Source organism: Phyllobacterium lublinensis, from assembly GCF_020164435.1.
Lineage (GTDB): Bacteria > Pseudomonadota > Alphaproteobacteria > Rhizobiales > Rhizobiaceae > Phyllobacterium > Phyllobacterium lublinensis.
This window is the reverse complement of sequence record NZ_JAIUDQ010000021.1, coordinates 32558-55823: the sequence shown is the minus strand read 5'-3', so window position 1 is coordinate 55823 and position 23266 is coordinate 32558. Positions and strand designations below refer to the sequence as shown.

Annotated in this window: 26 protein-coding genes; 19 read left to right on the top strand and 7 right to left on the bottom strand. The window is 57.8% G+C overall.

Going from position 1 to position 23266, the window contains the following annotated elements:
- Nucleotides 1-19: 19 nt before the first annotated feature.
- Entirely contained in the window at nt 20-1216 is a 1197-nt protein-coding gene (locus K9U38_RS20400; RefSeq protein WP_224496188.1) for an aromatic ring-hydroxylating oxygenase subunit alpha, read from the bottom strand.
- Nucleotides 1217-1415: 199 nt separating this feature from the next.
- On the bottom strand, nt 1416-2219 hold the full coding sequence (locus tag K9U38_RS20395; protein WP_224496187.1) for an IclR family transcriptional regulator: 804 nt from the start codon (nt 2217-2219) through the stop codon (nt 1416-1418).
- A gap of 304 nt (nt 2220-2523) precedes the next feature.
- Here K9U38_RS20395 and K9U38_RS20390 point away from each other — a divergent pair, with 304 nt between their 5' ends.
- The 10 genes from K9U38_RS20390 (at nt 2524) to K9U38_RS20345 (ending at nt 9806) form a co-directional block, all read left to right on the top strand.
- Nucleotides 2524-3291, top strand: coding sequence for an SDR family NAD(P)-dependent oxidoreductase (locus K9U38_RS20390; RefSeq protein WP_224496186.1), 768 nt, complete (start codon nt 2524-2526; stop codon nt 3289-3291).
- On the top strand, nt 3288-4217 hold the full coding sequence (locus K9U38_RS20385; protein WP_224496185.1) for a 2-dehydro-3-deoxygalactonokinase: 930 nt from the start codon (nt 3288-3290) through the stop codon (nt 4215-4217). Before K9U38_RS20390 ends, K9U38_RS20385 begins: the two co-directional genes overlap by 4 nt.
- Nucleotides 4214-4858 (top strand): 2-dehydro-3-deoxy-6-phosphogalactonate aldolase, encoded by a 645-nt coding sequence (locus tag K9U38_RS20380; protein ID WP_224496184.1) that lies wholly within the window; start codon nt 4214-4216, stop codon nt 4856-4858. Before K9U38_RS20385 ends, K9U38_RS20380 begins: the two co-directional genes overlap by 4 nt.
- Nucleotide 4859: 1 nt before the next feature.
- Nucleotides 4860-5735, top strand: coding sequence for an SMP-30/gluconolactonase/LRE family protein (locus tag K9U38_RS20375; RefSeq protein ID WP_224496183.1), 876 nt, complete (start codon nt 4860-4862; stop codon nt 5733-5735).
- Between the two features lie 136 nt (nt 5736-5871).
- Complete coding sequence (locus K9U38_RS20370; protein ID WP_224496182.1) at nt 5872-6375, top strand: YciE/YciF ferroxidase family protein; 504 nt, start codon at nt 5872-5874, stop codon at nt 6373-6375.
- 117 nt (nt 6376-6492) lie between these two features.
- A complete protein-coding gene (locus K9U38_RS20365) occupies nt 6493-6639 on the top strand; it encodes a hypothetical protein (RefSeq protein ID WP_224496181.1) in 147 nt (48 codons plus the stop codon).
- Between the two features lie 191 nt (nt 6640-6830).
- Complete coding sequence (locus tag K9U38_RS20360; protein ID WP_224496217.1) at nt 6831-7631, top strand: transporter substrate-binding protein; 801 nt, start codon at nt 6831-6833, stop codon at nt 7629-7631.
- 65 nt (nt 7632-7696) lie between these two features.
- Complete coding sequence (locus K9U38_RS20355) at nt 7697-8359, top strand: amino acid ABC transporter permease (RefSeq protein WP_224496180.1); 663 nt, start codon at nt 7697-7699, stop codon at nt 8357-8359.
- A 4-nt stretch (nt 8360-8363) separates the two neighbouring features.
- On the top strand, nt 8364-9026 hold the full coding sequence (locus K9U38_RS20350) for an amino acid ABC transporter permease (RefSeq protein WP_224496179.1): 663 nt from the start codon (nt 8364-8366) through the stop codon (nt 9024-9026).
- A gap of 12 nt (nt 9027-9038) precedes the next feature.
- Nucleotides 9039-9806, top strand: a complete 768-nt coding sequence (locus tag K9U38_RS20345; protein ID WP_224496178.1) for an amino acid ABC transporter ATP-binding protein — start codon at nt 9039-9041, stop codon at nt 9804-9806.
- Nucleotides 9807-9876: 70 nt separating this feature from the next.
- Here the strand turns inward: K9U38_RS20345 and K9U38_RS20340 are convergent, their stop codons facing one another.
- Nucleotides 9877-10602 carry a FadR/GntR family transcriptional regulator gene (locus K9U38_RS20340; protein WP_224496177.1) on the bottom strand — a complete coding sequence of 242 codons (726 nt, stop codon included), beginning with the start codon at nt 10600-10602 and terminating at the stop codon, nt 9877-9879.
- 268 nt (nt 10603-10870) lie between these two features.
- On the opposite strand from K9U38_RS20340, the gene K9U38_RS20335 reads away from it, so the two are divergent.
- From K9U38_RS20335 to K9U38_RS20305, 7 genes are read left to right on the top strand one after another with little or no spacing between them, the layout of a single operon-like run.
- Nucleotides 10871-12475 (top strand): ABC transporter substrate-binding protein, encoded by a 1605-nt coding sequence (locus tag K9U38_RS20335; RefSeq protein WP_224496176.1) that lies wholly within the window; start codon nt 10871-10873, stop codon nt 12473-12475.
- Between the two features lie 24 nt (nt 12476-12499).
- On the top strand, nt 12500-13561 hold the full coding sequence (locus K9U38_RS20330; RefSeq protein ID WP_224496175.1) for an ABC transporter permease: 1062 nt from the start codon (nt 12500-12502) through the stop codon (nt 13559-13561).
- Nucleotides 13558-14466 carry an ABC transporter permease gene (locus K9U38_RS20325; protein ID WP_224496174.1) on the top strand — a complete coding sequence of 303 codons (909 nt, stop codon included), beginning with the start codon at nt 13558-13560 and terminating at the stop codon, nt 14464-14466. The genes K9U38_RS20330 and K9U38_RS20325 overlap by 4 nt, the downstream gene beginning before the upstream one ends.
- Before the next feature lie 5 nt (nt 14467-14471).
- Entirely contained in the window at nt 14472-15302 is an 831-nt protein-coding gene (locus tag K9U38_RS20320) for an ABC transporter ATP-binding protein (RefSeq protein WP_224496173.1), read from the top strand.
- On the top strand, nt 15296-16105 hold the full coding sequence (locus K9U38_RS20315; RefSeq protein WP_370632024.1) for an ABC transporter ATP-binding protein: 810 nt from the start codon (nt 15296-15298) through the stop codon (nt 16103-16105). Before K9U38_RS20320 ends, K9U38_RS20315 begins: the two co-directional genes overlap by 7 nt.
- A 12-nt stretch (nt 16106-16117) precedes the next feature.
- Nucleotides 16118-17098, top strand: coding sequence for a mannonate dehydratase (locus K9U38_RS20310; RefSeq protein WP_224496172.1), 981 nt, complete (start codon nt 16118-16120; stop codon nt 17096-17098).
- Between the two features lie 2 nt (nt 17099-17100).
- Entirely contained in the window at nt 17101-17934 is an 834-nt protein-coding gene (locus K9U38_RS20305; protein ID WP_224496171.1) for a 5-deoxy-glucuronate isomerase, read from the top strand.
- Here the strand turns inward: K9U38_RS20305 and K9U38_RS20300 are convergent.
- The 4 genes from K9U38_RS20300 to K9U38_RS20285 all read right to left on the bottom strand — a co-directional run bounded on the left by K9U38_RS20300 (nt 17931) and on the right by K9U38_RS20285 (nt 19631).
- Nucleotides 17931-18320: a DoxX family protein gene (locus K9U38_RS20300; RefSeq protein WP_224496170.1), complete on the bottom strand. Its 390-nt coding sequence runs from the start codon at nt 18318-18320 to the stop codon at nt 17931-17933. The genes K9U38_RS20305 and K9U38_RS20300 overlap by 4 nt on opposite strands.
- Before the next feature lie 178 nt (nt 18321-18498).
- Nucleotides 18499-18678 carry a Flp family type IVb pilin gene (locus tag K9U38_RS20295; protein WP_100003644.1) on the bottom strand — a complete coding sequence of 60 codons (180 nt, stop codon included), beginning with the start codon at nt 18676-18678 and terminating at the stop codon, nt 18499-18501.
- 261 nt (nt 18679-18939) lie between these two features.
- Entirely contained in the window at nt 18940-19209 is a 270-nt protein-coding gene (locus tag K9U38_RS20290) for a hypothetical protein (protein ID WP_224496169.1), read from the bottom strand.
- Nucleotides 19210-19289: 80 nt separating this feature from the next.
- A complete protein-coding gene (locus tag K9U38_RS20285) occupies nt 19290-19631 on the bottom strand; it encodes a hypothetical protein (protein ID WP_224496168.1) in 342 nt (113 codons plus the stop codon).
- A 229-nt stretch (nt 19632-19860) separates the two neighbouring features.
- Here K9U38_RS20285 and K9U38_RS20280 point away from each other — a divergent pair, with 229 nt between their 5' ends.
- On the top strand, nt 19861-22137 hold the full coding sequence (locus tag K9U38_RS20280) for an NADP-dependent malic enzyme (protein ID WP_224496167.1): 2277 nt from the start codon (nt 19861-19863) through the stop codon (nt 22135-22137).
- A gap of 111 nt (nt 22138-22248) precedes the next feature.
- Nucleotides 22249-23220, top strand: coding sequence for a GAF domain-containing protein (locus tag K9U38_RS20275; RefSeq protein WP_224496166.1), 972 nt, complete (start codon nt 22249-22251; stop codon nt 23218-23220).
- Nucleotides 23221-23266 lie beyond the last annotated feature (46 nt).

Genomic DNA, 23266 nt, shown 5'->3' with positions numbered 1-23266 from the left:
GTATTTGCGCCAGCTTTCTCTAATTCGATACACTCAGCTGCGCGTTGATCAACGGAATCTCTGCTTCGACCGGCGCCTTGTCGACCGACAGCACGGGAAGCACCTTTCGCAGATGGTCATGGTGCGAACGGACGCCATATTCGAGATCGGACAGATAGAAACCGGAGAACGATTTCGACAGCATCGACTCGTTCGACCATTTCGTGAGCTGGATATCCTCCGAATTGGTCTCGCGATCGATGCGTGAGGCGAGATAGCGCGCGGCCGCCTGCCGGCGCGATTCATCCCTGAAACGGAAGACCGCACCGCGAAGCAGGGTCTCGCCTGTGGTCAATGGAAACTCCTGGTAATACGACGCGCCTTCCGGCGTCAGCGCAATGACCGCATTTGGAAAGATCCCGTAATAGATCCATGCCTTGCGCAGATGCTCCGGAAGATGCGTCGCCTCCGGCGCGATCTTTATGTAATTCCTGACACTCCAGCGCCGCCCCGCATGGGGGTTGTAGGTCGCAAACGATCGCGACACGCCATTGACGAAGGGTTCGTCATAATAGGTCGAGCCATAAAGGTCCTGGAGGGCCGGATGCGCCATCGCCACGTGATAACCCTCATTGTCGACGTCGCGGACAGATTTCCAGTTGACCGGTGATTTCTGCGTCCAGAAGCCCGCAGGCACCATGTCAGCCACGTGATAATGAGCGATCTCTTCTTCGAATGGCTTCAGCAGCGTGGCGACGGATGGCTGCATTCCCTTCCGGAACCGGATGAAGATGAACCCCATCCAGATTTCCAGTTCGAGCGGCAGCAGTCCGAATTCGTTCTTGTCGAGATCCGGGAACGAGCGCGGCCGTGCCGCACCGCGCAGCGTGCCGTCGAGATTATAGACCCAGCCGTGAAACGGGCACACGAGCGCATTGTTGCAACTGCCCTTGTTTTCGGCGACGACCCGTGAGCCGCGATGGCGGCAGATATTGTGAAACGCCCGGATTTCCCCGTCCTTGCCGCGTACGATCAAGGCTCGTTCGCCGACAGCATCAAGGGTAACGTAGTCCCCGATATTCGGCACATCTGCAACGTGACCGGCAATCTGCCAGTGACAGCGGAAGACATGCTCCTTCTCGAGTTCGAGAAGGGCGGGACTGTTGTAGCTCCAGGCGGGCAATCCACGGCGGTCCCAGTCTTTGGGGATGGTCAAATCACGCGGCGGCATCTGCATTGGTTCACTCTTATTTATTGAATGTTCATTCAATATAACCATTATTCATGTTTGCAAGCAAGCCTTTAGTGCGAAAGCTCCGCGATTGCCGAATCATACGCCATGCCACTGGAACTGGCCGGTCACGCGCCCGATGGCATGCGCTTGGCTGCATGGTACGCTCCGAAAACCGCGGCTATCCCCTTGGGCGGGCGGCGCTTTATCCGCGCGGCGCCATCCGCGTTTCCATGTCCCGCATGATGGCGGCTGCGGCCTCCCGCGTGATGCCCGCCCAGGACTGCAGTGCGTGGGGCGTGATCCGGTAGGCCGGGCCGGTTACCGACACTCCGGCAATGAGCTGTTCGGCGCGGACGGGCGCTGCAACGCACACAATTCCCGTCTCGTGTTCCTCTCGGTCATAGGCATTGCCATCCTTGCGGATTTGCTCGATCTCCTCCAGCAGACTGCGCGCGTCTCCCAGCGTGTTCGGCGTGTAGCGCACGAACCTGATCCTGCCGACCCGCTCGCGCAACTCGGCATCGGGCAGGGCGGAGAGTGCCGCCTTGCCGACTCCGGTGCACCAGGCCGGCGCCGCGTTGCCAATCTGCGAAACCGTGCGAACACTTTGCCGGCTTTCGATCTTGTCGAGATAGATCACCTCGGTTCCCCGCAGGACTCCGAGGTGTACCGTCTCGCCGGTTGCCTCATGCAACTTTCGGATGTGTGGTTCGGCTATTGCGCGAAACTGGTTGCCTGCCCATGCCTTCGACGCAAATTGCAATAGCCTGAGGCCAAGGCCATAGGACTGGTCGCGGTTGACCGTAAGCAGCCCTTCTTCGATCAGGTTCGAGATTTGCCGGTGCAGGGTTCCGCGCGGCTGATTGGAAAGGTTCAACACATCCGTAAAGCGCAAAGGCTCGGGCGATCCCGCGATGATATCGAGCACAGAAATTGCCTTGCCGAGCGTGCCCGTTCCATTGCGCTGATCGTCGCTGGCAGTAACGCCGGGTACGCTTTTTTTCATGGTTGCCAACGCTCTCCGGCTACGCCTCGGATGCAGGGCCAACCCGTTTCGGAAAAACGCCGCCCATCCATTGCCACTCTGGAACAGAATTTGCGCAAGGTTGGACACAAACCATCCAAGAATTGGCAAATCTCGCCCAAGAATCTTTGATTTCGGTTCAAATTTTTCAACCCTCGCAAGAATTTTGGTTGTGTGCAGGTGTAAAAGGGCGTCACATCTTGACTTTCACCATCGTAAAATGACAATTCAGCATAGTCAAACTACGTTCCAAATAATGGAACTGCCATACTTCGTGAGATATGACATGATGCCATCCGCCATCTTTCCGGACCTGAAGGACCGCTCCGTTCTGATCACTGGAGGCGGTTCGGGTATCGGCGCTGCGCTCACCGAAGGCTTCGTGCGCCAGGGCTGCCGCGTTGCCTTCATCGACATTGCCGATGCGCCATCCGAGGCTCTTGTCGAACGCCTGGGCAAGGATTACGGCAATGCGCCTCTCTATCTGAAAGCCGACCTGACAGACGTCGAGCATCTGCGTAACGCGACTGCAAAAGCCATTGATTCCAATGGCTTGATCACCGTTCTCGTCAACAATGCCGCATGGGACGACCGGCACGATATTGATGACGTGACGGTTGAATATTGGGACAAGAACCAGTCGATCAACCTGCGTCCGCAGTTTTTTGCAGCTCAGGCGGTCGTGCCGGGCATGCGGGCGGCAGGCGGTGGCTCGATCATCAATTTCACCTCGACCTCCTACATGATCAACCAGGGCAACATGCCGTCCTATACGGCGGCGAAAGCCGGAATCATTGGTCTTACCAAGGGGTTGGCCGGTCGGCTTGGGCCGGAGAATATCCGTGTCAATGCCATCGCGCCGGGCTGGGTCATGACCGAACGCCAGAAGACGCACTGGGTTACGGAGGAAGGCCTGAAAAACCATGTCGGCAAACAGGTCCTGCGTGAGGAAATCCAGCCTGGCGACATGGTCGGCCCCTGCCTGTTCCTCGCCTCCGATGCCGCGCGCATGGTCAGTGCCCAGACATTGATCGTCGACGGAGGCTATCTGTGACACCGCAACCGGCCTATGGCCTAAGTGATTGGGGAACAAGCCGTTTTCGCCTCTGGCTGGTCGATGGCCGAGGTGATGTCCTGGCGGAGAAGCGCACCGATGACGGGCTCGACGCATCCCGCGCCCGTGGCTTTGCCGCGACGCTGGAGAGCCATCTTGCCGAACTTGGTGCGCGTGATGATCTCCCGGTCATCGTCTGCGGCATGGCGGGTTCGCGGCAGGGCTGGGTGGAGGCCAATTATGTGCCGGTTCCAGCCGATCTGCCGTCCATTCTTTCGGGAACCGTGCGGATTCCGGGCATTGATCGCGATGTGCGGATCATTCCGGGCCTGTCCCAATCCGGCAGCGCGCCAAACGTCATGCGCGGTGAGGAAACGCAATTGCTGGGCGCAATCCTGACCCAGAATTTATCCAATGGAATCATTGCCATGCCGGGCACCCACTCGAAATGGGTCGCACTTGAAAATGGCAAGGCAAACCATTTTTCCACTTTCCTGACGGGCGAGCTTTACGCTTTGCTTGCCTCGCAATCGATCCTGCGCCATTCCATTGGCGACGCTGTTGGGGCGGCTTCGCCCGACCATCCACAATTTGCCGCCGCGCTTGATCTGATGTTGTCGGGCAAACGAATGCTGGGCGAGCTTTTCGGCATTCGTGCCGCGATGCTGCTTGACAATCTTTCCCCGGAGGGCGCGGCCGCGCGTTTGTCCGGCCTTCTGATCGGCGCGGAAATTGCCGCTGCCAGGATGGAGAAGCAGGGCCGGGTCACGATTGTCGCATCCGGAACCATGGCCGCACTCTATGGCCGGGCATTGGCTCTTTCCGGTCTCGAATACGACCTCGTTGACGCCGATGAGGCAGTCCGCAAGGGGCTGTTCGTCGCCGCTTCGCGCCTTTGGCCAATTGAACAGGAACGTCTCGCATGAACCACAAATCATCTGCGTCATGGCCGGCGCTCAAGCGCGACCTCATCGCAATCCTGCGCGGTGTCAAACCTGTCGAGGTTCTCAGCATCGGCGAAGAGTTGCTGAATGCGGGCATTGATGTCATCGAGGTCCCGCTCAACTCTCCGGACCCGTTCCAATCCATTGAATTGCTTGTGAAAAATCTGCCGTCGCATGTGCTCGTCGGAGCAGGCACCGTGCTGGATCCCGCCGATGTCGCGCGGCTTGATGCGGCCGGTGGACGTTTGATGATCAGCCCCAATGTCGACGCAGGCGTGCTGGCGGAGGCGGCCCGTTTCGGCATGGTCACAATGCCCGGCGTGTTCACGCCGACAGAAGCCCTCGCTGCCTTGAAGGCCGGCGCATCCGGTCTAAAGTTTTTCCCGGCCAGTGTTCTCGGCCCAGACGGCATCAAGGCGATCAGCGCCATCCTGCCGAAGGGCACCACAATCGGCGCCGTCGGCGGCGTGGACGAGAACGGCTTTGCGGACTATGCCAGCGTCGGCGTCCGTACCTTCGGCCTTGGCTCGAGCCTCTACAAGGCTGGTGCCTCATCATCCTTTGTTCGTGAACGGGCGCAACTGACAGTCGCAGCCTATGATCGCATTTTTACCGAGGTCTGAAATGGATGAGCCGAAGATCAGCATCTTTTGTGATGTGGCATGTGAACTGGGCGAGGGACCGGGCTATGATCCGCTGACCCGGACCGTCTGGTGGTTCGATATCGTAACTGGCCGCCTGTTCGAGAAGCCACTCACTGGCGGTGAATTGCAGGTACACTCCCTCGGGCAAATGGCAAGTGCACTTGCTGTCATCGATGAAGGCAGGCAGCTGATCGCAACGGAGACAGGGCTTTTCATCCGCGATCGCCAATCCGGCCGGACGACTCTGCGCCAGCCAATCGAGGCTGACAATCCGTCTACCCGCTCCAATGATGCGCGCGTGCATCCTGCCGGCGCATTCTGGATCGGTACGATGGGTAAGAAATCGGAGACGGGCGCTGGCTCGATCTATTGGTATCGCCGCGGTGAATTGCGTAAACTTTTCAGCGACATATCCATCTCCAACTCGATCAGCTTTTCGCCTGACGGTCGTATTGCCTATTTTGCTGACACGGCCAAGAACATCATCTGGCGCGTCGATACTGACGCCGAAACCGGTTTGCCGACGGGAGAGCCTGCGTTATTCTACCAGCACAAGGAGAAGGGCGGCGTCGACGGTTCAGTCGTCGACGGCGATGGCAACCTGTGGAACGCGTGCTGGGGTAGGTCCAGCATCGACGTCTATGCCGCATCGGGAAGGCGTATCCGCTCGATAGCAGTGCCGGTGCTGCAGCCATCATGCCCCGCCTTCGTAGCCGAAGGCACAGCCAATCTGATCGTAACGACCGCCTACCATCACATGACCGACCCTGTACACCGGTCCGATCCCGACGCAGGCAAGACCTTTCTCATCGAACTTGCAGGGAAGGGTCGCTTCGACCCGGTCGTGCAACTTTAGATTACAACCTGGTTCACCGGAATCCCAGGAACCATTCCTCCGGCATCCCGTTATCGGCCTGTACCACTGACAATCACTGCTTGCAGACCGTGAGGTTGCCGAACGGGTTGCCGTGTCCGTCTTCCAGGAGGATGAAATGGGATTTTTTTCCAAGGATATCAAAACGATGGACGATCTTTTCGTCCATACGCTACGCGACATCTACTATGCCGAAAACCAAATTGCGAAGGCATTGCCTGAGATGATCGACAAGGCATCGGATCAGGAGTTGAAAGACGGCTTCGAGCGACATCTGCAGGAAACGGAAGTGCAGATCGATCGTCTGGAACAGGTATTCAAGCTGCACGGCGTCGATGTGCGGGGCGTAAACTGCCCTGCAATTGACGGTATCCTCGAAGAGGCAGACGAAATAGCCGGCGAAGTCGACGACGACCAGGTCCTTGACGCGGCATTGATTGCGGCCGGCCAGGCGGTAGAGCACTATGAGATTACCCGTTACGGTACGCTTGTCGCCTGGGCGAGGCAGCTTGGCCGCGATGATTGTGCAGCATTGCTCCAACAAAACCTTCAGGAAGAAATGCAGACCGACAAAGCGTTGACCGCCATGGCAGAAAGCCGGATCAACGCCGCTGCTGCCTGAATCGGCCGCTTGTTGCAAAAACCCGCGCCACCGACGCGGGTTTGTTGTTTTCAATGGGGAACAATGGCCGCTCGGCTCCGTTCCACTCCGAATTGGACTGAAATCAGGAAGTTTGACATGGCAAAACGTATTGAGGCCGATGACGCCAAACAGGGCAGACAAGGCTATCCGGTTCTGGCCATCCTGACCGTTTCCCTGGGTCTGGCAGCGTTGGCCTGGCTGGCCGTAGAGTTTTACGCGCAACTCATAAGCAATGGCATGTAGCGTCGAAAACAATACTTCCCCGCTGTTGATAGACTATTGACAAGTTGAGGCACCTGTCATTCTATTAGCAATCCATTATACGGTATTATATTCCATAATAATGGATGGCCGATAAAAACATTCGCTTGACGAATAGGGGAACTCAAATGGCTAAACGGTATTTCATCGCGGCTACGCTTGCCGCGCTATCCATGCTGCCTTCACTCAGCGCCAACGCCCAGGAAACCAAGAGCAAACTCGACGAGGTTCTCACACGAGGGCATCTGGTTCTCGGCACAGGCAGCACGAATGCGCCATGGCATTTCAAGAGTGTCGATGACAAGCTCCAGGGCTTCGACGTCGACATGGGTCACATTATCGCGAAGGCGCTCTTCAACGATCCCGAGAAGATCGAATTCGTCAATCAGTCTTCCGATGCACGCATTCCCAACATAACGACTGACAAAGTTGATATCACTTGTCAGTTTATGACCGTTACGGGTGAACGCGCCCAGCAGATAGCTTTCACCATACCATATTACCGTGAAGGCGTCGGGCTCATGCTGAAGGGCGACAGCAAGTATGCAGATTATGCCGCCTTGAAAGCCGCGGGATCTGCGGTCACCATATCGGTACTGCAGAATGTGTACGCCGAAAGCATGGTCCATGCCGCTCTGCCGGAGGCCAAGGTCGATCAATATGAATCCGTGGATCTCATTTATCAGGCTCTGGAATCAGGCCGCGCTGACGCAGCGGCGACCGATCAATCTTCCCTTGCCTGGTACATGACGCAGAATCCGGGACGCTACAAGGACGCCGGCTATGGCTGGAATCCGCAGACCTATGCCTGCGGCGTCAAGCGGGGCGACCAGGACTGGTTGAATTTCGTCAATACGGCGCTCCACGAGGCCATGACAGGCGTCGAGTTCGACTTTTATGCGAAATCGTTCAAGACCTGGTTCGGCAAGGATCTGACCCCGCCGCAGATCGGCTTCCCGGTCGAATTCAAATGAGCTGACCTTTCGCGGTTCCGGCCAATCCGGAACCGCGATCCTGCTATCCAAACGGTGGGCGCTGCATGGGCTATACGCTGAATTTCGCTGCCGTCTGGCGCAGCTTCGATCTTTTGCTTGAGGGGCTGGCACTCAGTCTGGCACTTGCCGTCGGGGCGATCTTGATAGGCGCCGTGATTGGACTTGTCATCGCATTCTGCCTGATCTCCAGGAACGGGTTCATCAAACGTCCGGCAGGCGTCTATGTGACCATCATCCGCAACACGCCGATTCTCGTGCTGGTGCTGTTCACCTATTTTGCGCTCCCGCAGCTTGGTTTCCGGCTTGGAAAGATCGAAAGTTTTGTCTTCACGCTCGCGCTCTACTCCGGGGCCTACCTTGCCGAAGTCTTTCGCGCGGGTCTCCTTTCCATTCCAGGCGGACTGCGCGAAGCCGGACTCGCAATCGGCTTGACAGAAATGCAGATACGCACCTCGATCATTGCGCCGTTGATGTTTCGCAATGTCCTGCCATCGCTCAGCAGTACCATCATTTCGCTGTTCAAGGACACTTCGCTGGCCGCGGCGATTGCCGTGCCTGAATTGACGTTCGAAGCACGCAAGATCAACGTCGAGACCTTCCGCGTCATCGAAACCTGGATCGTTGCGAGCTGTCTTTACGTGTTCACCTGTTCGATCCTTGCCGCATTGATGCGCCAGGTCGAGCGCCGCCTTTCATTGCCGAGGTGACCTGATGGATATCGCTCATTTTCTGGAGATCCTCTGGCTGGCGCGGATACCGATCCTCAAGGGACTCGGCGTAACCATTTCGATCTCGTTGCTGGCGATTTGCTGCGGCACGATCCTCGGGGTGTTTGTCGGCCTCGCCTTGACCTATGGTGTCCGGCCCCTGCGTTGGCTGGTTCGCGGCTATACGGATTTCATACGCGGCACCCCGGTATTGGTTCTTGTCTTGGCGAGCTATTATGTTCTCGGAACGATCGGACTCGATCTTGGACCGTTTCAGGCCGGCGTTCTCGCGCTTGCAGTCTTTTGCAGTTCCCATGTTGGTGAAATTGTCCGCGGCGCACTGCAGTCCATCCCCAAGGGCCAGACGGAGGCAGCAAAGGCCGTCGGGCTGACGTTCCCGCAAACCTTTGCCTACGTACTCGGCCCGCAGGCCTTGCGCCAGATCTTGCCGGCCTGGGTCAATACAGCCGCCGAAATGGTAAAGGCGTCGACCTTGCTCTCCATCATCGGCGTTGCCGAACTGCTGCTGCGCACCCAGGAAATCATTTCACGGGCCTTCATGAGCCTCGAATTCTACCTGTTCGCAGGCTTGCTCTACTTCACCATCAACTACGCCATCGAACGTTTCGGCCGCTACGTCGAACGCAAGACAGCTATTCCGTCGTAAGGCTCCGATCCGATGTCAAATCTTCTCGAAATTCGTGATCTGCACAAAAGCTATGGAGACGTCGAAGTCCTGAAAGGCGTCGACTGCACCATGTCGCAGGGCGATGTCATCAGCATCATCGGGTCGAGCGGCTCCGGCAAGACGACCATGTTGCGTTGCATCAACATGCTGGAGGAATTTCAGGGCGGCACGATCAGCATCGATGGCCAGGAAATCGGATATGAGCTGGTCGGTGGCCAGCGCCGGCGCAAAAGCGAAAAGGAGATCGCACGCCAACGGGCGCTGACCGGCATGGCTTTCCAACAGTTCAACCTGTTTCCACACATGACTGCTGCGCGCAATATCATGCTCGGCCTCATGAAAGTGAAGAAACTCAATAAGGAAGAAGCGCGCTCGATCGCCGAGAAATGGCTGGATCGTGTCGGCCTCCGCTCGCGGGCGGACCATTTTCCAGGACAGCTTTCCGGCGGGCAGCAGCAGCGTGTCGCAATCGCCAGGGCTATCGCCATGAACCCCAAACTGATGCTGTTCGACGAGGTTACCTCTGCCCTCGACCCGGAACTTGTCAACGAAGTCCTGCAGGTCATCAAGACGCTCGCACAGGACGGGATGAGCATGCTGCTCGTGACCCATGAGATGCGCTTCGCCTATGAAGTCTCGAATCGGGTCATCTTCATGAACCAGGGACGCATCGGCGAGGAAGGCAATCCAAAGGAAATGTTCCACAAGCCCAAAAGCGAACGCCTTGCTGAATTCCTGAAGACGTCAAGCTTCGGGTGAGGGGCGGCTTGCGATATGTATGTCATCATACAATTAGCATTGCTGACCACGATAGGTCGAAGCTCGGCCCTCAGCGCTGCTTGTCCGCCTGAAGCGCATTGCTGCGCAATCGGTCGCGGCTGCTGCCGAGATGGAGGCGCATGGCTGCTCGGGCACCTTCCACATCCTGCGCCTTGATCGACTGGTAGATCTGGTCGTGCTCGCGATTGATTCGCTCCAGATACTCGCGCTGCGGCAGACCGTTGAGCCTATGCGTCTGCAATCGTGTCCGGGGAATAAGCAATTCACCCAGATAGTTGAACATGCTCAGAAAATGGCGATTCTTGGTCGCAGATGCGATGGCGCGATGAAATTCGAGATCGGCATGGACCGATGCCTCACCCCGCTCTATCGCTTCATTCATCAGATCGAGTGCAGCCTTGAGCCTGGCAATATCACCTTCATCACGTCGAACTGCAGCAAGGGCCGCTGCCTCGAGCTCGATGCTGATCCTCAATTCCATAACGCCGATGATTTCTTCAACGAGTTCAAGATTGTCTTCCTCGATCCGAAACGGAGCGGCAGGAATATCCTTGAGCACAAATGCCCCGATGCCCTGCTGCGTATGGACGAGACCCTTCGCCTTCAGATTGGCGATGGCTTCGCGCACGACGGTCCGACTCACATTGAACTCGCCAATCATTTCCTGCTCGGTCGGCAGGCGCTCGCCCCGCTTGTAATGGCCAGAGGTGATACGGTCGGCGACCGCCTTAACCAATTGACCTGTAAGCGTTTCTCGTTTGCCAAGTCCGGACATCTGCACCTTCTCTGATCTCTGGGCACTGTCCTTGTTCACATAAGGACAGGCCGCCTGCGCATCTGATGGAAGTAAGATATCATATATTAATGAGATGGAAACTGAGCGGCCGTTTTTCCCTGTGGAATCAAGTATTTTGCTTCAACAACAGTGATATTCGCACATGCGCAGCGACGGCGCATAATTCGCAAAGTTTTGGCTTGCTCCGGAATAAGATCAGTACTACGATGTCATACAACATAAGATGTGGCTCATAGGGAGGAAAACTATGTCGCATTTACGTGCCTTACTGGCGGGGACGGCTGCCGTCGTCGCCGCCATGACGATGACTGTTGCCGAGGCAAAGACCCCGCAGGACCAATTGGTCATCGGTATGAATATGGTCAATCTGACCAGCCTCGATCCGCACAATGTCAATTCCTATGAATCCTATCACGTCATAGCCAATCTCTACGACACGCTCGTCCGCAATGATCCGCAAGCGCCGGGAAAGATCCTGCCGTTGCTGGCAAAGTCGTGGAACATCCTGCCTGACGGCACCATCGAATTCACCCTGGATGAGAAAGCCACCTTCCAAAGCGGCAGGCAGATCACGGCGGGCGATGTTGCGTATTCCCTGCAGCGCGCGGTCAAGCTTGGCCTGCTGGCAAAGTCCTACTATGCAAATTGGGGTTACACCGCCGACAATGTCGACCAGAAGTTTCGCGCCAAGGACGACAGGACATTCGTCATGGAAGTAGCGACTCCAGTCGCGCCGTCACTCAAGCTTGGCGCCCTGACACGCGCATACGGCGCCGTGCTCGACAAGGACGTCATCGCCAAGCACGAGAAGGACGGTGACATGGGACGCGGCTGGCTTGCATCCAATGCAGCAGGTTCGGGACCATTCACCCTGAACCGCTGGAACCCGAATGACATTGTCGTGCTCAACCGGTTCGATACGTATTGGGGTGGCGAGCCGAAGATGAAGCGGGTGCTCGTGCGCCACCTGCCTGAATCGCAGACCGAACGCCTGCAGCTGGAAAAGGGCGATCTCGACGTCGGATTCCAGCTTGTCTCGGCTGACATTGACGGCCTCTCCAGCAATCCGAACATCGTCATCGACCGCCTGGTCGGTTCCGGCTTCTACTATCTCATCATGAGCACCAAGGATCCTGAATTCGCCAAGCCGGAAGTGCGCAAGGCACTGCGCTATTGCATCAACTACAAGGACATCAATGATGTCGTGATGAAAAACTACGGCAAGAGCGCAACGACATTCGTGCCTTCCGACATACCCGGCTATCTTCCGGACATCGGCAACAAGTACGACCCGGAAAAATGCAAGCAGGAATTGGCCGCGGCCGGATACGGAAACGGCTTCAGCAAGCAGTTGCTCTCGCTCAATTCCACGCCCTATGCCGACCTCGCCACGGCCATCCAGGAGAACCTCGCGGTTGCGGGGGTCAAGGTGGAGATCCAGACCGGCAATGGCGATCAGACCTACGGGCCCATGCGTGACCGGAAGTTCGAGCTCGGCGTCGGACGTACCGCGTCCTCCGCACAGACCGACGCTGATGGCTGGATCCGTACCCATGCATACAACCCCGACAACACGGATGGTGCCAATCTTGCCAACCTTCAGGCATGGCGTGCATCCTTCGAGCTGCCGGAAGTCAACAAGCTGGTCGATGAAGCCTCCGCCATCACCGACAATGAAGAGAAGCGTGTAGAACTCTACGAACAGGCGTTGAAGCTGTTCGAGGAATCGGCCCCGCCCGTCATTCCGATTTCGCAGCGCGTCGACCCCTATGCCAAGAGCGCGCGGCTGAAGAACTATGTCGGCGACATCGGCTGGATGACGCGCTGGGATCAGGTCGAAAAGCAGGACTAGCAGCAGAGTCAGGTCGCCAGCATAATGGTCAATCAAGTTGAAGCGGCAGTCCGGACGCCCACAAGGCGTTCGGGTCTGCGGAAATATCGCCGTTTTGGCGGCTCGCTGATCAGCGTTGTCACGACGCTCTTTCTGCTGGTGCTCCTTACATTCGTGATCGGCCGGCTGATGCCGGTGGACCCCGTCATTGCCGTGGTCGGCCCCGATGCCGACCGCGCAACCTACCTGAAGGTCCGCGAGGAACTGGGCCTCGACTTGCCCGTTCTCCAGCAGTTCTGGATCTTCTTCAAGAATCTGTTGCATGGTGATTTCGGCAGCACGCTCCTGACCGGCCGTCCAGTCATGGAGGATATTGCGAGGGTTCTGCCTGCGACCGTCGAATTGGCAACCGTGACCATCATCCTCGGCGCGGGAATAGGTATTCCGCTCGGCGTTTACGCAGCCGTCAATCGCGGACGCTTCGCCGATCATGCCGTACGCCTTATTGCACTTCTGGGCCATTCAACGCCGATCTTCTGGATCGGCATGGTCGGCCTGATGCTTTTCTATGCGAAGCTTGGCTGGGTCGGCGGTTCCGGTCGTATCGATCTTTTCTACGAGGACATCGTCCCGAATGTCACCGGCTTTCTGCTGATCGATTCATTGCTTGCCGGGGACATGGACGTCTTCTGGAGCGCGGTATCGCACATCCTTCTGCCAGCCTCAGTGCTCGCCTATGCGTCGATCGCCTATATCAGCCGCATCACCCGCAGCTTCATGCTCGAACAGTTGAGCCAGGAATATGTAACGACGGCGCGCGCAAAGGGTGTACCGCGACGCGGTGTCATCTGGCGCCACGCCTTCAAGAACATCCGTGTTCAGCTCGTGACTGTCGTTGCACTCTCCTATGGCGGCATGCTGGAAGGGGCCGTGCTGATTGAAACGGTCTTCGGATGGCCGGGCTTCGGCCAGTATCTGACCAATGCATTGGTCATTGGCGACATGAATGTGGTCGTCGCCTGCACACTGATCATCGGCTGCGTCTTCATCGCCCTCAACGTGATTTCCGACCTTCTCTACAAGATATTTGATCCGAGGATTCAATGAGCATCGACAGTAAGGGGCTGACAGCCTGGCTGACGACGGAAGAGCCAAGCAGTGCAAGCCACGCGGCATTCCAGAATGTCTGGCTTGTGTGGCGGCGGTTTGCTTCCAATCCACTGGGCATCGCTGGTCTGATGATCATCCTGCTTCTGGTTTTCGTCGCTATCTTTGTGCCATGGCTTGCGCCGTACTCGCCGTTCGAGCAGAACCTGCGCGAGACCCTCGTCGCTCCGAACAGTCAGCATCTCCTCGGCACGGACGAGTTGGGCCGGGACATTCTCAGCCGCATTCTGTGGGGAAGCCGCATCACCCTTTCCATCGTTGCCATCGTCAGCGTCATTGTCGCGCCCATCGGGCTGATCGTGGGCTGTGTCGCCGGCTATTATGGCGGCTGGCTCGATACGGTTCTCATGCGCATAACCGAGCTTTTCCTGTCGTTTCCAAGTCTTATCCTGGCTCTTGCCTTCGTGGCGGCGCTCGGACCCAGCCTGAACAACGCGATCATCGCCATCGCACTGACGCAATGGCCGCCCATTGCCCGCCTCGCTCGCGCTGAATCGCTGAGCTTGCGCAACCGCGATCATATTTCGGCAGTGCGGCTGATGGGGGCGTCAAACCTGCGCATCGTGCTAGGACATATCGCCCCGCTCTGTGTGCCCTCGGTTATCGTTCGCATTACCCTCAATATGGCGGGGATCATCCTGACCGCGGCCGGTCTTGGCTTCCTTGGTCTCGGCGCCCAGCCACCGAGCCCGGAATGGGGGGCGATGGTCTCCACGGGCCGGCGCTTCATGCTCGACAGCTGGTGGGTCGGAACCATGCCGGGCCTTTCCATTCTGACCGTCAGTCTTGCCTTCAATCTGGTCGGCGATGCACTGCGCGATGCGCTCGACCCAAGGCAGGAGTAGACAGTATGGACAATCCTCTGCTTTCCGTCCGCGATCTCAGGGTCAGCTTCCACGGTGCCGCCGGCATTTTCGACGCGGTTCGCGGCGTATCCTTTGACCTCGGCCGCGAGAAACTTGGTATCGTCGGCGAATCTGGCTCCGGCAAGAGCATGACTGGCCGGGCCATCATGCGCCTGTCGCCACCCGCTGCGATCGTTCGCGCCGAAGCGATCAGGCTGGGCGACATCGACATTCTCGGAGCGTCCGAACGTACCATGGACGCCATTCGTGGACGCCGGATCGGCCTGATCATGCAGGATCCGAAATATTCGCTCAATCCCGTCGTTACGGTGGGCGAACAGATTGCGGAAGCCTACCGGATCCATTCCCATTCATCGACGTCGGATGCGCGCCAGAAAGCAACTGCGATGCTCGGTGCGGTCCAGATCCGCGATCCCGAACGCGTCTACCGCATGTATCCGCACGAAATGTCCGGCGGCATGGGACAGCGGATCATGATCGCAATGATGCTGGTGTCAGAGCCGGAAATCCTGATCGCAGACGAAGCGACATCGGCCCTCGATGTTACCGTGCGTCTGGAGATCCTCAACCTTCTGAACGACCTCGTCGCAAAGCGGGGCCTGGGCCTGATTTTCATCAGCCACGATCTTAATCTCGTGCGCCGCTTCTGCGATCGGGTTCTGATCATGTATCGCGGTCGCGTGGTCGAAACGCTCAAGGCTGGCGAACTTGACCAGGCGACGCATCCCTATACGCGCGGCTTGCTTGAAGCCATGCCGCGCATTCATGTGCCGCGCCGGCGGCTGCCGGTCCTGAAGCGTGACGCAGCATGGTGAATGACAATATGACCAGTGAGCCGATCATCGAAATCCAGAACCTTGTCGTCACATTCGGCGAAGGAGCGGACGAACGTCGCGCAGTCAGCGGCGTCAGCTTTGCCGTCCACCGAGGTGAAACATTCGGCCTTGTCGGCGAATCCGGCTCCGGTAAGTCGACCATCCTTCGGGCCATCACCGGCCTTGCGGCCAATGAAGCCGATGTAATGCGTGTTGCCGGTGCCGATGTCCGCACCAGGCGCGGCAAGGATTTCTACCGCAAGGTCCAGATGGTTTTCCAGGATCCCTATGAGGCACTGCATCCGCGCCACACGATCTGGCGTCAGCTCATGGAACCCGCGCGCATAATGAACATTCCTGATGCGGAGGCGCGGGGGCATGCGGCACTCGACTCGGTCGGTCTGAGCCGGGCTTTGCTCTGGCGCTATCCTCACCAGCTTTCCGGCGGACAAAGGCAACGCGTTGCAATCGCCCGCGCATTGATGTCGGAGCCCGATATTCTGCTCCTGGATGAACCAACATCGGCACTGGACGTGTCCGTCCAGGCCGAAATCCTCAACCTGCTTTGCGATCTCCAGGATGAGCGCGGCCTGACCTATCTCATGGTCAGCCACGATCTCGGCGTCGTTGCTCACATGTGCAAACGAACGGCGGTTATGCATGCAGGAATTATCGTCGAAACCCTCGACGTCGATGCACTCGTCAATGGCGGGGCAACCCAGACCTATACGAAGAGGCTGATCGCAGCCAGCGAGGCCTACGGTGAAGACCCGCGCGACATTGCGCAACCGCGCGCCTCATAACAGGAGTTGGACATGTTTCTAGGCACTCAATTTCGAGCGCGCGACGATGATGACTATCGGGTGATGGCACAGCTGGGGATCGAGCACGTCTGTGCCGATCCCGCCGGAAATCCGCATGATTGGACATTCGAAACCCTGGAACGGCACCGTGACCATCTGGCGGGTTTCGGATTGGCGCTCGACATGATCCAGCTGCCGCTGAGTTCGCACGTCATTGAAAAGCAATACAGTCCGGACATTCTTTCTGCCGGGCCTGAACGCGACCGGCAGATCGACTCGATCTGCCGCCTGATCGAGCGCGCTGCTGCCGCCGGCATTCCCGCCGTGAAATACAATCTCAACATCATCGGTATTCCGCGAACAGAGCTTGAGACTGGCAGGGGCGGATCACGCAACGATGCCTTCCGCTGGGACAAGGCTGATCATGAAGCACCGCCGACGATCGCCGGAATTGTCGACGAGGAAGAAAACTGGGAGCGCATCGACTATTTTCTTGAACGCGTCGTTCCGGTCGCCGCGGCCAACAGGGTGCGTCTTGCCTGTCATCCGCATGACCCCTATACGCCTCCGGGCTATCGCGGCGTGACCCGCGTTCTCGGTACCGTCAACGGTCTGAAGAAATTCGTGATGATGCGCGAAAACCCCCATCACGGCCTGAATTTCTGCCAAGGCACGGTCGGCGAAATGCTCGACAATCCAGCGGAAGAAATCTTCGACATCATTCGCTGGTTCGGTGAGCGCCGCAAGTTGTTCAATGTGCATTTCCGCAATATTCGCGGCGGCAAGCTGTCGTTCATGGAGACTTTCCCAGAGGAAGGCGACATGGATATGTGGCGTTCACTCAAGACCTATGCGGAAGTCGGCTACCGTTACATGATCATGCCGGACCATGTACCGCAGCTCTCCGGGCGCGATCCGCAGAATACGGCATTTGCGTTTACCTATGGCTATATCGCGGCATTGCTGCAGGTGCTGAACAGCGAGGCCCGATAGCAATGCCGGCGAAGCTGATCCGCGCTCACGACAATCGCAATGAAGCACTCCTCAGCGGAAACAGCCCCGCAGAGCTTGTTCATTTCAATCTGGTTAAACTGACGGCGGGTTGCGAGCATAACTATCGGCTGGCGGCGTTCGAAACAGCGATCGTTCCGCTTTCCGGCAGCTGTGACATATCGGTCGACGCGGTGAGATTCGACTCCGTCGGAGGGCGCACGAGTGTTTGGGCAGGAGTGGCGGATTCCGCCTACGCCGGCCCCGGCGCGGACGTCAAAATCATCGCGCGGACCGATTGCGAAGTCGCCATCGCGGGAGGGCGCTGGGACAAGCCGATGGCACCGTTCCGAGTGGCGCCGCAAGAGGTCGACATGGTCGACGTAGGTTCGAACGAAACCAAATCGCGACGGCGCATCTTCCATATCCTCGGCAACAGGCAGGCAGATCAAGTTGGCCGACTGCTGGTAAGCGAACTTTACGCCGATGAGGGCTGCTGGTCCGGCTATCCACCGCACAAGCATGACACCGACCAGCCCGGCGAGACAGCACACGAGGAACTCTATCACTGGCGCTTCGACCCGCCCTCCGGATTTGGCACGCAGCTCTGGTACGAAGACGGTAGTGAACCTGAGGCGCATGTGACGCGCAATGGCGACACGTTCGCTTTCTCGACGGGCTACCATCCGACCGCGACCTCGCCCGGCCATGCGTCCTACATTTTCACTATTCTGGTCGGCAAGACACAGCGATCGCTCGTGCAGAATTTCGAGGAAATCCATCGCCCGCTGATGGCCAGTATCCCTGGCATCGATGCCATGCGGGCAAAATTCCGTTAGCTTCGCTTACGCCATCCATCGATTGACCAGCTTCCCGGCCCGAATGCCAGCAGGGCCAGGAACCCGCCAGCCATGGCGATGTTCTTGTTGAAATTGATGACCTGTTCGAAATCAGAAAAATCAGTGTGGAACAGCAAGGCCGTCAGAAGGCAAAATCCTGCAAGGGCGACTGCCGCATACCGTGTCATGAACCCGGCGGCAATCAGGATCCCCCCACCAAGTTCCGTCAGGATCACCAGTGGCAGCAATTTCGCAGATACGCCGTTGGCTAGCATGTACTCGGCGGTCGTCGTGTAGCTGTTTATCTTGGTCCAGCCTTCAATGATGAAGATATAGGCGAGAAACAGCCTGGCGAGCAGCGCGACCGGGTGCTGAAATCTTGCCATGCGCTCCTCCTGCGAATGAATAGACGTTGCGGCTGCAGGTTCCCAAAATACGTATAAGGCAGAACACTGGACACAACCGGTTTATTCATCGCCCAATAACGAAAAAGCCACCCGAAGGCGGCCTGGTCTTGGAGAAGGACGTTGGGGCTGCCCTTTAAGAGCAGCCCCAGTCCGTTCATTACTTCGGAGCAGCAGTCGTCATTGTCGAACCGAGGTTTTCGAACGTCGTGTTGATGCTCGACCCGAGGGCGGTCGCGCCAGCGATGATGCCGACGGAGATGAGGGCTGCAATCAGGCCGTATTCGATAGCAGTTGCGCCGGACTCATCTTTAAGGAAGCGTGCGAAGAGTTTGTTCATGATCATGTATCCCTGTTTGGCTGGTCATTTGTTGACTTGGTTTCGTTGAACCGTCGTGAACTTAGATCGCCAGCGATTTCAACCACCTTAAGGAATATGGTTGACAGAACGTCACCAAACTTTGTGCTTAATGCCGTGTTAGTTTGATTGCTTTCATTTGTACTAATTCTTACGACTCAAATATTGGCGCGTAGTATCGACCACGCGCGCAAGTGTTGGCATGGCTGGCAAGCAGAACAATTTGGAAAATGACCTTTGAGGTCAGAGAAAGAACCGGATGGCGTCGAAGACGGCGAGCGATACCATTGCTGCTACGAGAACGATGCCAAGACCCCGTTCAAAATTGGCGAGACGGTTGCTGGTCTGTACAAGCTTGCCATCCCAGTAGAGGTTGCCAGTCTCTTCGTGAACGCCAAACAGGGTGCTCCCTTTCATGGAAAGCTGCCTGACACCGCGCGGCCAGTGTGAAGGTACGGGTTCACGTAAAAAACGGCCATTCCTGGCATCGGACAAGTCAGTTTCTAGGCGCATTTCATTCTCCTCGGGGCCCGCAACTCAACAGGCTCCCGACCGCAAATCAAGGGCCCGCGAGGGATGATCACAAGTGTCGGTTAACGCCCCGCCAGCAGCCGGATTGAGTCGATGAGAATTGCCAGGAAAACGCCAGATCCGGATACGATTATACCTGTGAGAAATAGCCGGCTGGCCCGGTCGTAGACGACCTTCTTGAGCGATTCGGTTTTCAACAGCAGGGCGAGAGATCTCAGCTGAATGACGATCCCTATCGAAATAAGAATCAGCGTGGGCAGATCGGTCAGTCTCCAGGGTATCGGATTGCTGGCCCATTGCGTGAGGAAGCCAAGCGAAAAAGACAGTACGACGCCGACGACGGTTATGGTGCCATTGCGAAATACCGACTCTATGAGATGTTCATCATGATCGTTGATGTTCATTTTCGCAGCCCTTACCGTACGACAATCGGATCCCTGCCGAACAATGAACTATGTCCGTCGGCCGATTACAATAAATAGCATCTTGGCCGGATCCTTGAGCCTTGCAACCCCTTTCCCGAACGGACAGTTTGAACACGCGGATAAACAGTTTATCGTAAATTCCGTCTAGCCAGCCGCACCAGGCCGGATCAACGTGAATTCGGCGCACGTCCGAACTGTAAGGGAGTAAATGATCGTGTCTCAAGACCCGAAGGCGAGTTTGCGTAACGCAGCGCTACATTTCCACGAACACCCGAAGCCGGGCAAGATTGAGATAACGCCGAGCAAGCCGTTGGCCAATGCGCGCGATCTTGCACTGGCATATTCGCCGGGGGTTGCCGCGCCCTGCGAGGAAATCGCCGCAGACCCTGAGAAGGCATATACCTATACGTCCAAGGGCAATCTTGTGGCCGTCATTTCCAACGGCACCGCAGTCCTCGGTCTGGGTAATATCGGGGCGCTGGCCAGCAAGCCGGTCATGGAAGGCAAGGCGGTTCTCTTCAAGAAATTCGCAGGCATCGATAGCATCGATATTGAGGTAAACGAAACCGATCCGAAGAAATTCATCGAGATAGTAGCGCCGCTTGAACCCAGCTTTGGTGGCATCAATCTTGAGGACATCAAGGCTCCGGATTGCTTCGACATCGAGGAAAATCTGCGCGCTCGCATGAATATTCCGGTGTTCCATGACGACCAGCATGGTACGGCGATCATCGTTGCTGCGGCCGTCCTCAACGCCATGAAACTTGTCGGCAAGAACATTGCCCAAGTGAAGATCTGCACATCGGGTGCGGGCGCTGCGGCTATCGCCTGCATGAACATGCTCGAGACAGTCGGGGCGCGGCGTGAGAACATCTATCTTGCTGACCGCCAGGGACTCGTTACCAAAAAGCGGGCGAACTCCGTGGACCGCTGGCGCGGCGCGTTTGCGCAGGACACGGATGCGACAGAGCTGGCCGATGTCATGGCCGGCGCCGACATCTATGTCGGACTGTCCTCGGCTGGTGCCTTGAAGCCTGAAATGATTAGGGAGATGGCGCGCGATCCGCTGATCCTTGCACTTTCTAACCCGATACCGGAAATCATGCCGGAAGTGGCGATCGCCGAGCGACCTGACGCCATGATCTGCACCGGGCGATCCGATTATCCAAACCAGGTCAACAACGTCCTGTGCTTTCCGTTCATCTTCCGTGGCGCGCTGGATGCGGGCGCGACAACGATCAACGACGACATGAAGCGCGCCGCGGCCTATGCCATTGCGCAGCTGGCACACGAGCCTGTCCTTGAATCGCTGGGCAGTGACGCGACTGCCACTTTTGGTAGCGGCTATCTCATTCCTTCGCCCTTCGACCAGCGCCTGATCCTGCGTATCGCGCCAGCGGTTGCGCAAGCGGCAATGGACAGCGGCGTATCGCGTCGTCCAATCCACGACATGCGCGCGTACCAGGACAGCCTGAAACGCTTCGTATTCCGCTCGGGGCTGGTCATGAAACCAATGATCGAGCGCGCCAAGGGGCAGGGGAAGCGCATCGCCTTTGCAGACGGTGAGGATGAGCGTGTGTTGCGCGCTACCCAGGTTATCCTGGAGGAAGGCATCGGCCGGCCGGTCCTGATCGGCCGCCCGTCTGTCGTCGAACATCGGATCGAGCGCTTCGGTCTTACCATCAGACCGGAGCGTGATTTCGAGATCATCAACCCGGAAGACGATCCGCGTTACCGTGACTATGTCAGCCTTTTTCACGACCTTGTCGGACGCAAGGGTGTTACCCTCGATACTGCCCGTACCATCGTGCGCACCAATACCACTGTAATCGGCGCCTTGGCCGTCCATCGCGGAGAGGCGGACGCGCTCATTTGCGGCCTGCAGGGGAGCTTCATCAAACATGCCCGCGACATCCGCTCCATCATCGGGCTGGCGGATGATTCGGCGCAACTGTCGGCTCTGTCCATGCTGATCATGACCAAGGGCGTGTTCTTCCTGGCCGATACCTATATGAACATCGACCCGACTGCCGAAGAGATCGTCCAGATCGCCTTGCAAGCCCGAGACCACCTCAAGCGCTTCAATATCGAGGCACGAGCCGCGTTGTTGAGCTACTCGAATTTCGGTTCGCGGGAGGGCGCATCGTCGGAGAAGATGCGCGAAGTCTATACAAGACTGAAGCGGGTGGCACCCGATCTGCTGGTTGAAGGTGAGATGCAGGGTGATCTTGCCATCAATGGCGAGCTGCGCGAGCGCTATGTGGCGCGTACGGCGTTCCCGGGCGAGGCAAACCTGCTGATCTTCCCGTCTCTGGAAGCATCCAACGTGTCGATGACCTTGCTTGCGGAGCTCAACAATGCGCTTTCGGTGGGACCCATCCTGATGGGCACCAAGCGGCCGGCACATATCCTCGCTCCGTCTGTGACAAGCCGGGGGATCGTCAACATGTCAGCAATTGCAGCGGCCGAAGCCCTGGCAGTCTGACTGCATTGCTCAATGAGCGTCCCCGCCGGTATCCGACGGGCTTGACCTGAAGTCGAACTGCCCTAGGCTAGCAGCGGACGATCGCCAAACGCCTGGACTCGGGAGGAGACCATGGGGACGCTTGAGAACGGCTTGCATGCTGAACAGATACAGTCTGCCCTGGTCGGTGATGCGGCGGCGCAGTCGGCTTTGGTGGCATCCTGGGGCCGGTCGATGCGCCTTTACGGCCTCGATCCCGAGAAGGGTACCCACCCGGACGTCCTGACGGAACAGGAGTTGAACCAGGCTCGCGAACGGTTGGGCTCGCTGATCCATACCGCGCAGGCAAGTCTCGACCGGCTCTACTCCGCCGTTGGCGGTGCCGGTTGTTGCGTGTTGCTGGCTGATAAGGATGGAGTGCCCGTCGACCGTCGCGGCTATGAGGGAGACGACGCGACATTCTACAAGATAGGTCTTTGGACAGGGGCCGTCTGGAGCGAGGAGCGCGAGGGCACGAATGGCATCGGTACTGCACTCGCCGAACAGCGGGCGCTGACGATTCACCGGGACCAGCATTTTCGCAGCAAGAACACGGCGCTATCGTGCACGGTAGCTCCCATCTTTGACCATCGCGGCCGGCTGATGGCGGCCATCGATGTTTCGTCGGCCCGACGGGACCTGACTGAGGATTTTGTCCGATTGATTGCATTTGCCGTCGTCGATGCCGCGCGCCGGGTCGAAGCGGAAAACTTCCGCCTGGCTTTTCCGAGGGCCCGCATTGTGCTTGCGCACGGAGCCGGTGAAGTAGGCGACAGGGCCATGAGTGCTCTGATCGCCGTGGATGACGATGATCTGGTGGTGGGTGCATCCCGCTCTGCCCGCCTGATTCTCGGCCTGACCGACGAGTTGCTGAGCAGGCCACTGCCTGCCGCCGATATACTGGGGCAGCATAGCAATGCCGAGCGCGACTATGCCAATGCCGAACGCGGTGCCATCCAACGCGCTCTGGCGCGTACTGGCGGCAATGTGTCGGCTGCCGCGGCACATTTGCGTATCAGTCGCGCCACCCTGCACCGAAAGCTGAAACGGCTCGGCCTTTCCTGATTACCCATCCCAACGATTTGTGCGCCGGACTGTCGCAATTCTGCGA

Excerpts from the sequence above, each read along its gene's own strand:
- K9U38_RS20400 (WP_224496188.1), bottom strand. The coding sequence starts at position 1,216 with ATGCAGATGCCGCCGCGTGATTTGACCATCCCCAAAGACTGGGACCGC.
- K9U38_RS20395 (WP_224496187.1), bottom strand. The coding sequence starts at position 2,219 with ATGAAAAAAAGCGTACCCGGCGTTACTGCCAGCGACGATCAGCGCAAT.
- K9U38_RS20390 (WP_224496186.1), top strand. The coding sequence starts at position 2,524 with ATGATGCCATCCGCCATCTTTCCGGACCTGAAGGACCGCTCCGTTCTG.
- K9U38_RS20380 (WP_224496184.1), top strand. The coding sequence starts at position 4,214 with ATGAACCACAAATCATCTGCGTCATGGCCGGCGCTCAAGCGCGACCTC.
- K9U38_RS20375 (WP_224496183.1), top strand. The coding sequence starts at position 4,860 with ATGGATGAGCCGAAGATCAGCATCTTTTGTGATGTGGCATGTGAACTG.
- K9U38_RS20370 (WP_224496182.1), top strand. The coding sequence starts at position 5,872 with ATGGGATTTTTTTCCAAGGATATCAAAACGATGGACGATCTTTTCGTC.
- K9U38_RS20365 (WP_224496181.1), top strand. The coding sequence starts at position 6,493 with ATGGCAAAACGTATTGAGGCCGATGACGCCAAACAGGGCAGACAAGGC.
- K9U38_RS20360 (WP_224496217.1), top strand. The coding sequence starts at position 6,831 with ATGCTGCCTTCACTCAGCGCCAACGCCCAGGAAACCAAGAGCAAACTC.
- K9U38_RS20355 (WP_224496180.1), top strand. The coding sequence starts at position 7,697 with ATGGGCTATACGCTGAATTTCGCTGCCGTCTGGCGCAGCTTCGATCTT.
- K9U38_RS20350 (WP_224496179.1), top strand. The coding sequence starts at position 8,364 with ATGGATATCGCTCATTTTCTGGAGATCCTCTGGCTGGCGCGGATACCG.
- K9U38_RS20345 (WP_224496178.1), top strand. The coding sequence starts at position 9,039 with ATGTCAAATCTTCTCGAAATTCGTGATCTGCACAAAAGCTATGGAGAC.
- K9U38_RS20340 (WP_224496177.1), bottom strand. The coding sequence starts at position 10,602 with ATGTCCGGACTTGGCAAACGAGAAACGCTTACAGGTCAATTGGTTAAG.
- K9U38_RS20335 (WP_224496176.1), top strand. The coding sequence starts at position 10,871 with ATGTCGCATTTACGTGCCTTACTGGCGGGGACGGCTGCCGTCGTCGCC.
- K9U38_RS20330 (WP_224496175.1), top strand. The coding sequence starts at position 12,500 with ATGGTCAATCAAGTTGAAGCGGCAGTCCGGACGCCCACAAGGCGTTCG.
- K9U38_RS20325 (WP_224496174.1), top strand. The coding sequence starts at position 13,558 with ATGAGCATCGACAGTAAGGGGCTGACAGCCTGGCTGACGACGGAAGAG.
- K9U38_RS20320 (WP_224496173.1), top strand. The coding sequence starts at position 14,472 with ATGGACAATCCTCTGCTTTCCGTCCGCGATCTCAGGGTCAGCTTCCAC.
- K9U38_RS20315 (WP_370632024.1), top strand. The coding sequence starts at position 15,296 with ATGGTGAATGACAATATGACCAGTGAGCCGATCATCGAAATCCAGAAC.
- K9U38_RS20310 (WP_224496172.1), top strand. The coding sequence starts at position 16,118 with ATGTTTCTAGGCACTCAATTTCGAGCGCGCGACGATGATGACTATCGG.
- K9U38_RS20305 (WP_224496171.1), top strand. The coding sequence starts at position 17,101 with ATGCCGGCGAAGCTGATCCGCGCTCACGACAATCGCAATGAAGCACTC.
- K9U38_RS20300 (WP_224496170.1), bottom strand. The coding sequence starts at position 18,320 with ATGGCAAGATTTCAGCACCCGGTCGCGCTGCTCGCCAGGCTGTTTCTC.
- K9U38_RS20295 (WP_100003644.1), bottom strand. The coding sequence starts at position 18,678 with ATGAACAAACTCTTCGCACGCTTCCTTAAAGATGAGTCCGGCGCAACT.
- K9U38_RS20290 (WP_224496169.1), bottom strand. The coding sequence starts at position 19,209 with ATGCGCCTAGAAACTGACTTGTCCGATGCCAGGAATGGCCGTTTTTTA.
- K9U38_RS20285 (WP_224496168.1), bottom strand. The coding sequence starts at position 19,631 with ATGAACATCAACGATCATGATGAACATCTCATAGAGTCGGTATTTCGC.
- K9U38_RS20280 (WP_224496167.1), top strand. The coding sequence starts at position 19,861 with ATGATCGTGTCTCAAGACCCGAAGGCGAGTTTGCGTAACGCAGCGCTA.
- K9U38_RS20275 (WP_224496166.1), top strand. The coding sequence starts at position 22,249 with ATGGGGACGCTTGAGAACGGCTTGCATGCTGAACAGATACAGTCTGCC.